The sequence below is a fragment of the Sorangiineae bacterium MSr11954 genome (assembly GCA_037157815.1).
Lineage (GTDB): Bacteria > Myxococcota_A > Polyangia > Polyangiales > Polyangiaceae > Pendulispora > Pendulispora albinea.
In genome coordinates this window covers 365,892-381,566 of sequence record CP089984.1, presented here as the reverse complement: position 1 = coordinate 381,566, position 15,675 = coordinate 365,892, and the positions used below count along the sequence as shown (strand labels likewise).

Below are 15,675 nucleotides of genomic sequence, written 5' to 3'. Positions count from 1 at the left end.
CGAAGCATGTCGCCCGGGCGAGTGACCATGCTCCTCCGCGCGATTCATGCAAGACTCATCGTCCGTGGTCCCCAAGCTCGATCGATCGCGCGACGTCGTCGATGACTCCACGCTCACGTCGGCCGCGCCCCCCTCGTGCGGCAAGTTGGAACCCATCCCCGGCTGGCACCTGGGCGGCGACGACGGCAGGCGGTTCGTGCTGCTCGAGCGCTTGGGCGGCGGCGGAATGTCCGTGGTGTTCCTGGCGCGCGATACCGTGCTGGATCGCAAGGTCGCCATCAAGTTCCTCATCCGCGAGATGCGCAACACCAGCGACGCGCTGGCGCGCCTGCAGCTCGAGGCGCGCGCGTGCGCCCGGCTCAATCACGAGAACATCGTGCGCCTGTTCGATATGGGCACGGACCGAGGGCTCCCCTTTCTGGTGATGGAGCACCTCGAAGGGCGGCCGCTCGACGCCATCGTGCGCGATGGAAGCATCGACGCGCGCCGGGTGGTGCGCGTGATGATCGACGTGGCGAAGGGCCTCGCCCAAGCGCACCGCGCCGGCATCCTGCACCGCGATCTCAAGCCCAGCAACGTCTTCATCACCAAGGACGGCACCGCGAAGATCCTCGACTTCGGCGTGGCCGCCATGGCGCACGATCCCGGCGCGCTCGCCGAGGAGCTCTGGGGGACCCCGCGCTACATGTCCCCCGAACAATGGCGGGGCGAAGCGCAGGACGGGCGCACCGATATCTGGGCGGCCGGCGTCATGTTCTTCGAGCTGTTGACCGGTTCATCACCGTTCGAAGGCGCGAGCCTCGCGGAGCTCCGCGAGGCCGTGGGATCGCGCGCGCCTGCGCCCTCGCTGCGCCGCGTGCGCCCCGAGCTGCCCGAGGAGGCCGAGCCCATCGCGCAGCGGGCCATGAAGAAGTGCGCGGCCGAGCGCTTCGCCAACGCCGACGAGCTGCTCGACGCGCTGGTCAAATTGGAGGTCGCCCTCGACCATGTGATGCGCACGCGCCATGACGAGGCGGAGCGCGGCGCGCGGCCCAAGCCCGAGATGCGCCAAGTCACCGTCGTGTCGTGCGCGCTCGACGACTTTCCGGCGCTCCCGGGCGAGCGGGGCCTCGACGAGCTCACCGCGTCGCTCGACGACTTCTTCGACGTTTGCACCACCATCGTGCGGGAGCTCGAGGGGACGAGCTTGTCCCTTTTGGGTCCGCGTTTTCTCGCGTGCTTCGGCTACCCCACCGCCCACGAGGACAACGCCCCCCGCGCGCTCCGCGCCGCCCTGCTCATCGTCGACGCCATGCGCACCCGGCGCGCCGTGCGCGTGGGCGTGGCCACGAGCCTCTCCATCGCCCGGCGCACCGAGCGCACCACCGCCTCCGTGGTGCTCCAGGCCGATGCGCTCGATCTCGCAACTTGGCTCGAGCGCCGCGCGGGGCGCGGCGAGATCGTGATCGGGCCCGTCACCGAGGCCCTGGTGCAGCGCACCTTCGAGCTCGAGCCCCGCGGCGAGGCCGTGCCGGACGGACGAACCCAGCCCGTGCGGTACCATCGGGTCCTCGGCCCGAAGAGCGCCCGCTTCGATTGGGTGGGCCACGTGCCGAAGGGCCCGCTGGTCGGCCGCGATCGGGAGCTCGCGCAGCTCCGGGAGCTCTCCAGCCGGGTCGAGGCGGGACAAGGGCAATTCGTTTTGATCGCGGGCGAAGCCGGGATCGGCAAATCGCGCATCCTCGCCCAGCACCTCGAAGCGCAGCACCTCGAACGAACGGCGGCCGAGGCGCCCGGCGACGATGGCCGTCCGGCCGGGGCGCCCGCTCCAGGTGTCGTACGATGCCAGTGCTGGCCGCATTTCCAGCACAGCGCGCTCGAACCCATCCTCGAGGGGCTCCTACGCACCTTGGGCGTGCGCCGCGACACGGCGACCGAAACGAAAATTGCCTTGCTCGAGGCCGCGCTCACCAGGGCCTCGCTCTCCATCGCGGACCACCTCCCGCTCCTCGCGCGCTTTTTGGGGGTGCCGACCTCGGATCGCGATGCGCCTTCGTTCGCCAGCCCCGCGCTGCTCAAACAGCGCCTGCAGGGCATGCTCGTGGCCCTCCTCGCGAACATGGCCGCCACGCAGCCCGTGGTGGTGGTGGTGGAGGACGCACACTGGAGCGACACCTCGACCCTGGAGCTCTTGGAGCTGCTCCTCCAGCGCATGCCCAAAGCGCGCCTCATGGTCATCGTCACCGCCCGGCCCGAGTTCGATCCGCCGTGGCCGCACTCGCCTCCGCTGCATCGCATCACCCTTTCGCGGCTCTCGTCCGAGCAGACCAGCGCCATGATCGCCTTCGCGAGCCAGGGCCGCAGTTTGCCCCCCGCCATCGTGGAGCAGCTGGTGCAGCGCACCGACGGCATCCCCCTCTTCGTCGAGGAGCTCACCCGCCATATCGCCACCACCTTCGACGAAGCCAAGCAGCGAGGTCGGCTCATGCCCCTCGACGCGTTCGCGTCCGGGACCATCCCCGCGACCCTCGAAGGGCTCTTGCGCGCCCGCCTGGAGGCGCTGCCGCGTGAGGGACGCGAGGTGGCCCGCGTGGCCGCGGTCCTCGGCCGGGACGCCACCTACGAGACCATGGAGAGGGTCTCGAGGCAGGGCGGCGGAGCCTTGCGCATCGGTCTCATGCAGCTGGTCGAAATGGGCATCCTGCAAAGGCAGTCGCAGGGCGCGGGCGCCGCGTACACGTTCAACCACGGGCTGCTCCGCGAGGCGGCGTATCAATCGCTCGTCAAAAACGAGCGCCGGGAGCTCCACCAGCGCGCGGCCGACACCTTGGTGGAGCACGTCCCCGACGTCGCCGGGCGAAACCCCGAAATCGTGGCCACGCACTTCATGGAGGCCGGCTCCCACGAGCAGGCCAGCGCCTACTTCGAAAAGGCCGGGGTGCACGCCGCGGCGCGTTTGGCCAACACCGACGCGGCCGCGCACTACGCGCGCGCCATCGCGCAATTGCATATGCTCCCGGAGAGCGAAGCACGGAATCGACGCGAGCTCGCGCTGCAGCTCGCGCGCGGCATGGCCCTCATCGCGGCCAAAGGGGCCGTCTCGGCGGAGGCCCACGCGCCCTATGCGCGGGTGCGGGAGCTCGCGCCCACGGCGTGGGCGGGCGACGTGAAGTCGTTCCAATCGATGTTTGGATTGAGCCAATTTTATTTGGTCTCGGGCCATATCGAGGCCGCCACCGGCATCGCGCGCGATCTGGTCACCCTGGCGGGCCAATCCGGCGACGACACCCTGTCGCTGCTCGCCCACGCCGCGCTGGGCCCGTGCCTCTCGTTTTTGGGGCGCTTCGAGGAAGCACGCGGCTGCGACGCGGCGGGCTTCGCGCTTTACGACGCCGAGAAGCATCGGAAATTGTGCATGCGCATCGGCTTCGATCCCGGCGTCGTTCTTTTGATGTTTCTCGGCGAGACGCTCTGGTTCCTCGGCAGCCCCGATCGCGCCCTGGAACGAGCGCTCGCGGCGGTGGCGCTCGCGCGCGAGGTGGAGCACCCCTTCAGCCTGCTCATCGCATTGAACCACCTGGCCAATTGCTACGGCAACCGCGGAGAGTACGAAGAGCTCCTTCGTATATCCGAAGAAGGTATTCGCATTTCGGAGAAACATGGACTCGGCATCCCGCCGCTGCTGGCGCGCGGATGGGGGCGCGTCGGTGTGGGGGAGCGCGGCGGCCTCGCGGATCTCGAGGAGAGCGTGACGGTCTACCACAAGGGCAGCGTCCGCGTGGGGTTCTCGCACATCCTCGGCACGCTCACGTGGGCCCAATGGCGCATGGGGGCCCTGGACGGCGCGCTGCGCACCTTGGACGAAATGGCCTCGTTCATCGCCGCCACCGGCGAACGCCGGATCGAAGCGGAGATGCACCGCTTGCGCGGCGAGGTCCTGGTGGCGACGGAGGCCGATCCCTCCCTCGTGCACGACGCCTTCGAGCGCGGCCTCGCCATCGCCCAAAGCCAGCACGCGCGCGCCCTGGAGCTCCGGCTCGCGCACGGCTACGCGCGCTTCTTGGCAAACCAATCGCGCCCCGCCGAGGCGAGGGACTTGCTCGCTCCCATCGCCGCCACCTTCACCGAGGGTGGCGACACCGTCGACGTGCGCCGGGCGCGCGAGCTGCTCGCGACATTGGGATCGGGCCCCGCAACTTCGAAAAAAGATCGCGTGTGACCAACATCTTCAGGCAATACGAGACGAAGACGCGCGCCGGCGTAAGGCCCGCCACGGCCAAGACCGCGCAGCTGGTCGACTTCTTGGCGGGCATTTGCTCTCCCACATCGGTCGATGGATGGACGCGGCGATTTCCCTACCACCGTAAGGTCCCGAAAACGCTCAGATCGCTCTCTGCAAACGGTTTTGGCAACCGGCATGAGGAGGACCTAACTTGGTCCTGTGAATCAGGCTCCGAAAAACATGGACCCGGCGGCCGCGGCCGAGGTGCTGCGGCAAAAACTCACGCAGCCCGACAAGCCGATGACGGTGGCGGATGCCTCGGTCGCGAGCGGCTTGGCGCTTCGCGACGCGGAGGCCGGTCTCACGTGGCTCACCCAGGAATACCGCGGGCACCTGCGCGTGACCGAGGACGGAGACCTCGTCCACGTCTTTCCCCATGGGTTCACCAAACCGTGGGAGTCGCGCGAGGCCCTCTCGCTCTTCATCGAGCGCGCCGGGCGCGCGCTCGCGGGCGCTGGCCGGTTCGTGGTGCGCGCGTGGCTGCTCATCGCCATGGCGTCGTACGCGCTTCTGTTCGTGGGGCTCATCGTCGCCCTCATGTTTGCGCGCTCCGGCTCGAGCGACAACCGGGACACGGGCTGGGGTGTGAACCTCTTTGCGGTGCTCGTTCGCGCCATGGCCGACGCGCTCTTCTGGACGTTTCACCCCTTCTCACCGGTGTACATCGCCGGCACCTACGACGCGCCGTCCTTCGCTGCCCCCGCGTCGTGGAGCCGCCATCGCGGTGAACACGATGTCCCGTTCTACGAAAAGATCAACCGCTTCGTCTTCGGACCCCCGGTGCCGGCGCCCGATCCCCACGCCATGCGCGGGCGCCTCCTCGAAGAAATTCGCGCGCAGAAGGGCCGCATCGGCCTGGCCGACGTCATGCGCGTCACCGGCCTTCCGCGCGAGCACGCCGATCCGTTGATGGCGCGGCTGATGCTCGACTACGAAGGCACCGTCGAGGTCGGCGAACAGGGCGGCATCCTGTATCGTTTCGAGGCACTGCGGCGCACGGCCGAAGGCGGTCCCGCCGCGGCCGACCAGCTTTGGGCACCTGCGCCGAGGCGCCCTCGTCCGGCGTGGGAGATGCCGAACGAGCTCCCGCCGCTCACGGGCAACTCCGAGGGCGCGAATATCGCGATCGCCGCGCTCAACGCGTTCAACCTGCTCGCCAGCAGCTGGGTGATCGCCCACGGGCTCACCCTGTCGAACATCGGCCTGGTGCTCTCGCGGCAAATGGACCCCGATCGCCTGCGGCACGTGCCGCTCGTTCTGCCGAACGATGGCCTCCCCATCGCATTCGGGCTGGTCCCGCTGATGTTCTCGCTGGTGCTCTTCGCCCTGCCGGCGGTTCGCGCATTCCTTCGCACACGAAAAGAAAAAAGCGTGGCCCGCGAGAACGCGCGCCTCGCCATCCTGCGTGAAATCCTCGCCCGAGCGCCCTCGAAGGTACCCGTACCGGACGAAGCGCTCCGCACCGCCTACCGCGTGGCCACCGGCGAAGAGCCGACCTCGCAGCAGATCACCGCACGGGTCGTGGAGCTGGGCGGCGACGTCGACGTGGGACCGCAAGGAGAGGTCCGCTATCGCTTCGCCGATCTCGAGGCCGAAGCCGAGGCGCTCGAAGAAGACCGCGCCCGCGCGAGCGAACGTGAAGCACGACTCGGCCGCGTGGTCTTCGCCAGCGACGAGTAAATCCTCGTGAAGGAGTACGCGCCGCTCCTCGCGGCGTTCATGCGCGCTCCGGCACGGCTCGAGCGCTCGGCACGTGCGACGCTTTTCGGGTGAGGCGCACTCCTGCGCCCTGACCCGTCGTGGACTCTCAAAGGCGCGAAGGGCACAGCCCCACGAGCCCCGTCCTAAGTAAAGCCCGACGCCGTCGCGCTTACGGTCCATAAAGTCCGACCTACGTCGGGCGTCATCTACGCGTGCACCGGCAAATCCCCACGAATCCCGTCCTAAGTAAAGCCCGACCCCGTCGCGCTTACGGTCCATAAAGCCCGACCTACGTCGGGCGTCATCTACGCGTGCACCGGCAAATCGTAGCGGCGGCGGATGCTGGAGCCGAGCGCGGTCACGTCGGCGCCATAGACGTGGATGGAAACGACCTTGCCGTCGGTGGAGTTGCGCACAGCATGGATGTCGCCGGGCGGAGTGAGGTAGGCCGTGGTGCCGGTGCGGCTCAGCGCACCGCCGACCGGGACGAGGTAAGATTCGCCGTCGCCATTTTTGACGAGCTCGTAGCGGATCTCTTCCTCTTGGCCGCGAAAGGTGCCGACGACGCACCATGAGACATGGTCATGAATGGGCGTTTGCTGCCCGGGGAGCCAGACCAAGGCAACCACCGAGAACGCGCCGTTCGGGTCCACGTAAAGCACGTGTTGGCGGTACTGCTGCGAATCCGCCTCCAGCTGCTTTGCGCTGAGCAGATCCGGCTGCGCCAAGAACGGCTCGAGCACCTGGGCGACCCGGCGCGCTTTTTCCGCGGCGCCGAGGGACGGCACGGAATCGACGACGCCGCGAAGCGCTCCGATGAGTCGTTGGGCGGGCGATGTGAAATCGGAAATCACGTGGCCTCCGTTGTTTCTCCTTCTGACACGGTCCCGATTTAAAATCCATTATTGCGATGCACCTTATGTCGAATCATCAAATTTCATTTGTTACGCGTACGCAACGAAAGCGTTCGAGCGCACGACGCATCGCAGTATCGTCGTCTCCACGACACCTTTTGCCGGCCATTCCAGAGTAACGAAGTTCATTTCAGAATAATGGATATGATTCCGCGGTAACGAAACATAATTTCGATATAATGAAACACGTCACTATGACGAATTCGGCCCGCCGCGCGCGCACGCAGGTCTTGCAGGGACGCGGGATCTTTCCTTTCGCGCTTTTCTCGTTTCATTTCGAGGGTGTACCAAACCGAGTACCAGGCCCGCGGAGGTGTACCGGGCGCCCGGCTCGATTGGTACACCGCACACGGCAAGGCCTCGGCGTTTTCGCGCGGAAACGACCAGAGCCCGCTTGGCATCGCGCTTGATGAGCAGCCCGCACCCATGACACATCGACTCGAGAGCCCTCGGCGGCACCTCCCAGTTCATCCCCCCACACCCATCCAGGTTTGCCAGGTCGGCCAGGTTTCGCAGCGCGCGCGCGTCTCACTGCTCGCGCTCACCGCGCTACTTGGATGTGGTTCCTCCCCGGCCCCTGCCACGGATACGAGCGCGGACGATTCGAGCATCGCCAAGGACGCTCGGGCTGCGGAGTCCGTCGTTTACCTCGCGCAGGGTGGCAGCGACCAAAACGACGGCCACTCGCCCTCGCTGCCGAAGGGCACATGGGACGCGGCGATCCGAGCGGCCGGCCCCGGCGGAACGGTGTACCTCTCGGGACGTTACTTCAATCAGCGAATCGTCATTCATGCTTCCGGCTCCGAGGGGCGCCCGGTCACGTTGAAGCCCGACCCGGCCAATCGCGGCTACGTCGACGGCGGTCAATCGAAGCCCGCGGGCACCTGGCGTGAAGACAATTTGATTCGCATTTACGGCCACGACATCGTGTGGGACGGGATCGAGATCGTCAACAGCCCTTGGAATGGGCTCGGCTTCGACGACACCGGCGCGCGGGGGGTGGTGCGCCGCACGAAGGTCCACAATATCTACATGCAACCCTTGAGCACGTCGGCCGACGATACGCTCTTCGAAGACAACGACGTCTACGACACCGAGCTCTCGAACTACGACAACACGCGCCTGGAGGGCGTATGGGGCAGCGGGATCGGCACCGGCTGGAACTGGACCGAGAAACGGCGCGTGCGCAGGTTCACCGCGAGGCGGAACAAGATCCGCGACAACTGGGGCGAGAACATCTCGGCGTTTCAGTGCGAAGGATTCACCATCGCCGATAACGACATTTCCCCGAAGACCGCCGTCGGCATTTACGCGGACAACGCGGCCAACGGCGTCATCGAGCGCAATTGGATTCACGACGGGAAGGGCCGTGCCCTCGCCTTCTCCTCCGAGCCCTACGGCTACACCACCCTCCGCGACCCGCCGCACGACATCACCTGGCGAAACAACGTCACACGCAACTGTGATTTCATCGCGTTCATCCGCGACGGCCGCAAGACGTATTACAACCTTCGTTTCATCGGCAATACGTTCTACAATACGGACTTCTACGTCGACCGGGCCGACGAGGGCGGCGCGCGCGGCAACGAGTTCGTGGACAACGTCCTCGATGGCAACTTCCATTTGGTCGACATGGCCGCCTGGTCCATCCACCACAACGCGTGGCCGAGGGGCAACGCCCAAGGGTCGAACGCGCTGACCGGCGATCCGAGGTTCGTCAATCCTGCCGCGGCCACCCCCGAAGGATTGAAGATCGCGCCCGCCTCCCCGCTCCGGCGCGCGGGCGCGGCCCGCTCGGATCTCACGACCGACTACTTTGGCGCCGCGCGCCCATCGCCTCCCAGCATCGGCGCCCACGAACCAATGTAGTTCATTGGGCTCCTGCGCGCGCGTCACCGCGGCTTGCGTGACGCGCGCGCAACCGACGGAAATTCGCGATTCTTCAGCTTATTTTGCCGTATGAAGCTCGGTAGGTGTGTACTCACTTACGCAGATGGCGCATTTGTCGCACAGCTCCGCCGTGCGCTACGACCGACTGTTCTCTTGACTGTGTACGACGCGGCCGTGGTACGTGGGCATCTTCGGAATCGTCAGAATGCAGCCGCAGCGAAGTATTCTCACTAGGAGCCTTTTCATGCGTCGAATGATTTTGACTGTCGGTGTTCTCGGTGCAGCTCTTCTCGCCGCAAGCCCCGCAAGCGCGCAAGGCAAGTTGGATCTGGGGGAGAAAGGACAGTTCATTCTGAGCGCCGATCGGCTGATGCCGTTGTTCTCTTATCAAAGCTTCAAGACGGGAGACGACAACAACTCGGACTCGACCTCGAGCTCGAACATCTCGTTCGTGACGTCCAACCTCACCCACCGCACGGTCTTCGACGTGCCGCGGCTCGCGCTCGATTATGCGGTCATCGACAGCCTCACCGTCGGCGGCTCGGTCTTCGTGGGCTTCGACGTCGGCAGCGACGTGACGCAGAAGAGGAACGGAACCAGCACCAGCACCGACGGCGCCAAGACCAACTTCTTCGGCTTCGCGCCGCGCGTGGGCTACGTCCTCAACCTGACCCACAACATCGCATTCTGGCCGCGCGGCGGTCTCTCGTACATCCGCAGGTCGACGACGATAAAGGGCCAAAACGACGCGGAGGAGACGACGTCGGCCAACCAGTTCGCGCTCGATATCGAGCCCATGTTCGTGATCTCGCCCGCGCAGCACTTCGGCATCACCATCGGCCCGAACATCGATATCCCGCTCACGGGCACCGCCAAGAACGAGCGGAAGGCGAACGGCCGAACGGACAGCAGCTCGGTCGACAGCACCCAGTTCTATTTTGGAATCAACGCCGGCCTCCTCGGCTATTTCTGATCGGACGTTCGCCCGGGAGGCGGAGGGTCTCCCGGGCAGGGGCTACGGACTTCGGATCGCCCAAAGCCCGTAGCCTCCCGGCGGTTCACCCGGCGCGGGCGAACGCCGGATCAAAGGTATTCGTCGCGCCAATCGAACATGCGGCTCGATGCAGATGCCTGCGTCCCAGCCCGGACGTGCAGCGGCCGATCGCCATGACGGAGCACCAGCTCGCGCCAAGGGCGCTTCGACGGGTTCGGCTCGATGGTTGGCTGCACCGTGGATGTCCGTGCGGATGACCGCAGGGTGCGCGTGAGCGCAGAGCTGGATCCGTACGCGGTTCACACGATCGACACGAGGAGAAACCGCGCCCGGGTCCGGTCATCGGTAGAATGAGGAATGCCCAACGACACGAGGACGTCCGCTCGCGAGGTGCTCGAAGAGGCCGCCGGGGATCCCCTCGACACAGCGCTCGCCGCGGTGCTGGCGGAGCCGACGGCGATGAGCAGCAAGGGGCACGCCTACCTCGCGCCGCGCGCGTGGGAGCGTCTTCGGGACGGGGTGCCGCACTTGCTCGGGTTCGGGGAGCAGGTGCTCGCGGCCACCGCGCGCCTCGTCGACGCGGTTCAGGGCGCGGCGGTTTCGGAGGAGGAGCGGCGGCACGTCGACGCAAGCGCGTCCGTCGTACGCCAGGTCGTTCTCACCGCAACCATCACCGCACCACCGGATCTCTGGCTCCTTTATCACGTGCTCGGGTTCTTCTCGGAGCTCGGCCTGCTCGAACGGCTCGTCGCCGGCGAAGCCCTTTACCCCGAAGCGTGCAAGGTGACGTGGGACGGACGCGCACACGCGCTGGTCCCAGAGGAGCTCGACACGGACTTGCACTTTCTCCTCTCGCGCGGGTTCGTCGAGCCTTACGAGGACGGCTTTCGCATCGCAGGGCACCCGCGCGTGCGCGCCGTCTTCACGCGCACCGCGAAGAGGACGGCCCAGATGCCGCCCAGCCCAGCCCCGCTCTGGCGCCGCGCGTTCGCCGGCGAGGCGCTCGAGCCGCTCGAGGTGGCCGTGCTGCGCGAGGTGGGCGCGGCGATCCCGGAGCGACGGGATCCGGCGCAGAACCACTGGATCCCCACCTACGAGGAGATGGATCTCGGACGGCGGCTCCTGCCCATCGTGCTCGGCCTTCGCGCGAGCCACCGCGCCGCCGAGCTCACGGCCGGCGCCGCGATCGATCCCTCCGCGTGGGATCCGCGACGAACGTCGTGCGCCGGCGCCGCGTTCTCCGTGCTGACGGCCGCCGGGTGGCTCGTGCGCGAGGGCGACCGCTACCGGGTCACCGTCACCGGCGCGCGTGGGTTCGCGCGCGGCCCTGGCCCCTTCGGCATCATCGAGGCGTATCACCCGTACATGGAGCGCGGGTGCGAGATTCTTCTCCACGGCCGCGGCGAGGTTTGGGTACAGCGGGGCGAGAACGTCGGCGCGAGCCAAGACGCGAACCGCGCGACGTTCGAGCAAGCCAACGACGCGCTCGATCGCTTCGCGCGCGACAACGGGTTCTCCTACCGCGTCTTCATCGAGCACGCGATCGGCCGTGGCGAGGCCACGCGCCAGCGCTTTGCGCGCTCCGGCGATGCGCTCACGTACGTGGGCGCCGATCTGGAAGACGCGGCCATCGACGCGGCCGTGGCGGAGCAGGCACGGGGCGCGCTTCCGGCGCGCATGCTCTTCGTGCGCAACGCGGACATCGGCAAACCCGAGGTCCTCTTGGCGGTCCTGCGCGAAAAGGGCATCGACCCGCGCGGCGCCGCCATGCTCGTGGGCAATGGCTTCCACGAGGTGCGCGGGCAGACCGACCTCGGCATGGTCGAGGTCTTCCGCGGCTACGAGCGCGCCGGCATCCTCCTTCTCTTCACCGAGGAGAACGCGCTCAGCATCGACGATCTGCGCGCCACCGCGTGGAACACGTACCACGCGGGCTTCAAGTACGTTCACGAGAAGAGCGGCCAGGGGCTGCGGCCCGCCGAGCCGAACCCCCGTCCCGCGCGGCTGGGCCGCCCGCTCCGAGCCGCCTGGAGCGAATGCGCCCGCCGCGCAGGTTACGTGCGAGCCGACGCTTACTGCACGCGAACCCGCACCGTGTATCCATCCACGCCGAAGGGCGGTTACAACCCGTCCATCAGCACGAACCACTTCTTCGTTCCCGAGGCTCTTGCGCGCGAGCTCGGGTTGCTCTGAACCTCAGGGTATCCGAAGACCGATGTTGTAGGTCGACGTGTAGTTGCCCTGGCTATCGGCGACGAGCGTGAGCAAGGTGCGCGAGCTATACGCGCTGTCGCCCGAGTTGCGCACCCGGCGGTAGCGCGTGTCGCGCGCGGGGTTCTTGTAGTCCTGCCGCGCGTAAACGCGATCCCCGAGCGCATCGGTAAAGTAAAGCTGCGTAATGAACGTGAAGGTGGGGCGCCCCGTCGAACCGAAGATGCGGGCCTCCACGTGGATGTGGGCCGTGCGGCCCGGATACCACCCGGGGAAGATGGTGACGAACTGCACGCTGCCGTTCGCGTCGGTCTTCTGGTAGCCGCGGAGGAACTTCTTTCCGCGATTATCGAAGAGCGGCGGCTGGTTGACGATATCCAGCACATCCGAGTACTCGCCGATGGCGTCGGCTTGCCAGATGTCGAGTTGAACGTTGGGAACGGCTTGGCAGACGCCATTCCTCACGGCACCCGTGTTGAGCGTGAGCGCGAGGCGCGCGCCATCGTGCACCTGTCCGGTGACCGGATCCTGGCGAATATCGGATCGATTCAACCTCTCGTCCACGAAGTACGGCCCCTGCATGATGGCGGGCGTCAACGTGCAATCCGGGACGAGAAGTCCCGATTCCTCTTCGAGAGCTTCGGCGCTCTGCTCTGGATTCTGCTCGGCGGCTTCCTCCGCGCCCGCCGCGGTCGCGCAACCCGTGGCTACGAGGGCGCCCGCACCACCGAGCAGGGCGAGGGTCGTGCGCCGACCAATCAGCTCTTCGTCGGCTCGTTCTTTCGAAACGTCTTCCTGCGAGAGTTGCTTCTTCATTTGTATCGCTCCCTTTCCTGGTCCGTCGGGACGACGCAGTGAACGACAGCCATGCGCGCGGGACAATACCTATCAATTTCATTATATTGTATAATGGGATCATATATTGTATTGGTTCAGGCGGCACATAATCACGCCTGTATCCACAAGGATCTTCGGATCGGACCTCTCGGATGGCAATCCCGATAGTCGCAATTCGACATCCGCGCCAAACGATGCTCGGCATTGGAGCTCGGCCGTGCAAACCCGACAACGGCGTGCGCACCAAAGGCTTCGACGCAGCGCGCGTCGTCATCGCGCGAATCGGCGTGACCCACGTTCGCCCGCGCGCGCGTGGCTCTTTTTCCGACCTCTCGCCGGATGCCTCGCGCGCTGCGTCGTCGCCGCCCAGGGCGGTGGGCGCTTTCGTCCAGCGAGGCCCCCACGCCGCCGCGGAACGCACAAAAGAAAAAAGGCACCACGCAAGGCCCGGGGGGGGAGAGCCGTCTACGTGATGCCGACCAACGTATTAGCGAGCCTCGTGCCAAAGACACGATACCGTTTTCCTCGGGGAATTCCGATTGCGCTCGCTTCCAAGTCTTTCAGAGATGCGATCGTGCATTCCAACTTTGCGAGGCACGCGCGGCCAATTGGTCGCATTCGACCGGTCCACCGCGCGCGCTGTTCGTGAGATGGACCTACCTGACGACGTTCCAGATCACCGTGTCGGTGTACGTCGCTCCGGCGCGGGTCCCCGAGATCGTCACCGTGTTGGCACCCGGTGCCAACGTAACGTCCGGCCAGGTGTAGGCGTGATGGTTCGATACCACTGCGCCGCCCACCGGGGTGCCATTCACCGTGAGCCTGGCGCTGTCCACCGTGCCGTACGCTTTAATCGTGGTGGTGGGGCTGGTGCGCTCGGTCCAGCGGCGGCTGGTGATGTAGACGAAGGGGACATCCGTCCAATTGGCTTTGTACCAATAGAAGGCATCTTTGCGGGTGATCCGGTCATAGGTGACCAGCCCCTTGTCGTTGCGGCCGTACGTGTCTCCCTCGCTGCGCTGGTCGGCGGCGAAGTCGAACATATTCCAGACGAACGTACCCCAGAGGTACGGGCGCGCCGCCATCTGCGCCCAGTGCGATTCATGGTACAGCGCTTGGTATTCCTCCGGGTGCCAATCGGAGTCGGGCGTCGGTTTGGGCGGATTCTCCGCGTGCTGGCGGGTGCTCGCCCCCGCACCGTATTCGCTGATGGAAATGGCGCGGGCCGGCTGAGCGCGGTGCAGGTTGTCGGCCCAAGGACCGAAATCGGACGAGGCGCCCGAGTACCAGCCGAAGTATTTGTTGAAGCCCGCCGTTTCGGAGTGCGTGATCAGAGCGCTGCCGGTACCGCCGTTGTGCGCATACACGGATAGGCGGTCGGGATCTTCACTATCGACCGCGCGGGCGAGGGACTCCAAGAGCGAATTCGTCCCCGAATCGTCGACCCGCTGCTCGTTGCCAATGCCCCAAAAGACGATCGAGGGGTGATTGTAGTCCTGTCGAATCATTTCGCGCAGCTGCTGCTCGGCGTTGGCACGAAACTCGGCGCTGGCCGTGATGGCGTCGACCAGCGGGATCTCCGCCCACACCACGAACCCGTGCCGGTCCGCGAGATCGTAGACGGCTTGGTCCTGCTGATAATGCGCGGTGCGAAGCGCGTTCACCCCCATTTCGGCCATCAAATCGAAATCGCGCGCGTGCTCCGCCTGGCCAATCGCCCAGCCCTTGTCCAGGCGGTCTTGGTGCCGGTTCACGCCGTGGAGCGGGAGGCGGCTCCCATTGAGCACGAAGCCCGCGTTGGGATCGAGCCGAAACGAGCGCAAGCCCAGGGGCTCAGTGACGCTATCGGCTATGACACCGGTATCATCGTCCACGATTTCCACGCTGGCGCGGTATTGGTACGGATCGGCGGCACCGTTCCAGAGGTGGGGGTTGGCGAGGGTGATGGTTTGGGTCGACGCATCGCCGGTCTTGCTGGCGAGGGTCCGGGGGGCGGAGAGGGTATCCGCGACAACCGCGCCGGTTGGGTCGGCGACGACCACGCGGCTGCGAAACCGGCGGGTGCGGGCGCTGTTGTTCCAGGTCTTCGTCGTGACATCCACGGTGGCGGAGGCGGCGCTTACCTGGCGTTGACGCAGGTACACTCCGGGGCCGGCCAAATCGAGCATGCGGATGGAGAGCTCGTCCGTCACATGAAGGCTCACATTGCGGTAAATGCCGCCGAAGAACGTAAAGTCGGCGGTGAGCGGTGGGATATTCGCATTTCGCGCGTTGTCGACTTTTACGGCAATCACATTGTCGGCGCCCAGCTTCAGCAGCGATGTCACGTCGAAGCGGAAACGGGCGAATCCACCTTTGTGCTGGCCCACGTACGTGCCATTGACCCAAACGTCGGCCACCGTGCTCGCGCCGTCGAACTGGATCCATACCTTCTTTCCAGCGAACCCGGCCGGTGCCACGTAATGACGCCGGTACCAGCCTATCCCTCGGTAGTAATCGTTGCCGCCATCTTGGCCATCGCGAGCGTTCCACGTGTGCGGGATGCTCACCGCGGACCACGTGGAGTCGTCGAACGCGGGCAGCTGCGCCTGGGCCGCGTCGCTGCGAAGAAAACGCCAGCCCGCGCCGAGGTCGACCTGCTGGCGCACCGCGGGCGGGGTGTACGTGAGCGGCGATGTTCCGGCGCCCACCGCGCCTGGCGAGGCAACATCGTTGGGCCCCTCCGCCGAGCAGCTCGCGAGCAGGAGTCCCGAGAGGACCATATGCTTCCAGCCATGACTCGTCATCGTTCGAACCTCCTCGAATGAGGCGCGGAGACTACCGCGTCACGGTGCGCGCGGACACCGCCGTTGGCGTCGGCACGTGCG

Annotated in this window: 9 protein-coding genes; 5 read left to right on the top strand and 4 right to left on the bottom strand. The window is 66.3% G+C overall.

Annotated elements, in window-relative coordinates:
- Nucleotides 1–46 precede the first annotated feature (46 nt).
- Entirely contained in the window at nucleotides 47–4,198 is a 4,152-nt protein-coding gene (locus LZC94_01515; GenBank protein ID WXB15958.1) for a protein kinase, read from the top strand.
- A gap of 222 nt (nucleotides 4,199–4,420) precedes the next feature.
- A complete protein-coding gene (locus LZC94_01510) occupies nucleotides 4,421–5,941 on the top strand; it encodes a hypothetical protein (protein WXB15957.1) in 1,521 nt (506 codons plus the stop codon).
- Between the two features lie 326 nt (nucleotides 5,942–6,267).
- On the opposite strand, the gene LZC94_01505 is transcribed toward LZC94_01510, so the two are convergent.
- Entirely contained in the window at nucleotides 6,268–6,816 is a 549-nt protein-coding gene (locus LZC94_01505) for a cysteine dioxygenase family protein (protein ID WXB15956.1), read from the bottom strand.
- Between the two features lie 486 nt (nucleotides 6,817–7,302).
- Here LZC94_01505 and LZC94_01500 point away from each other — a divergent pair, with 486 nt between their 5' ends.
- Together LZC94_01500 and LZC94_01495 are read left to right on the top strand one after the other, a co-directional pair.
- Nucleotides 7,303–8,745, top strand: coding sequence for a right-handed parallel beta-helix repeat-containing protein (locus LZC94_01500; GenBank protein ID WXB15955.1), 1,443 nt, complete (start codon nucleotides 7,303–7,305; stop codon nucleotides 8,743–8,745).
- A 265-nt stretch (nucleotides 8,746–9,010) separates the two neighbouring features.
- Nucleotides 9,011–9,739, top strand: coding sequence for a hypothetical protein (locus LZC94_01495; GenBank protein ID WXB15954.1), 729 nt, complete (start codon nucleotides 9,011–9,013; stop codon nucleotides 9,737–9,739).
- Nucleotides 9,740–9,849: 110 nt separating this feature from the next.
- On the opposite strand, the gene LZC94_01490 is transcribed toward LZC94_01495, so the two are convergent.
- The gene (locus tag LZC94_01490) at nucleotides 9,850–9,996 is read right to left on the bottom strand and encodes a hypothetical protein (GenBank protein ID WXB15953.1); all 147 of its coding nucleotides are present in this window, start codon (nucleotides 9,994–9,996) and stop codon (nucleotides 9,850–9,852) included.
- 121 nt (nucleotides 9,997–10,117) lie between these two features.
- Between LZC94_01490 and LZC94_01485 the strand changes: the two genes are divergently transcribed.
- Nucleotides 10,118–11,953: a hypothetical protein gene (locus LZC94_01485; GenBank protein ID WXB15952.1), complete on the top strand. Its 1,836-nt coding sequence runs from the start codon at nucleotides 10,118–10,120 to the stop codon at nucleotides 11,951–11,953.
- Between the two features lie 3 nt (nucleotides 11,954–11,956).
- Here LZC94_01485 and LZC94_01480 read toward each other — a convergent pair whose 3' ends face one another.
- Both LZC94_01480 and LZC94_01475 read right to left on the bottom strand, forming a co-directional pair.
- Nucleotides 11,957–12,787, bottom strand: coding sequence for a hypothetical protein (locus tag LZC94_01480; GenBank protein WXB15951.1), 831 nt, complete (start codon nucleotides 12,785–12,787; stop codon nucleotides 11,957–11,959).
- A 677-nt stretch (nucleotides 12,788–13,464) separates the two neighbouring features.
- Nucleotides 13,465–15,594 carry a beta galactosidase jelly roll domain-containing protein gene (locus LZC94_01475; GenBank protein ID WXB15950.1) on the bottom strand — a complete coding sequence of 710 codons (2,130 nt, stop codon included), beginning with the start codon at nucleotides 15,592–15,594 and terminating at the stop codon, nucleotides 13,465–13,467.
- Nucleotides 15,595–15,675 lie beyond the last annotated feature (81 nt).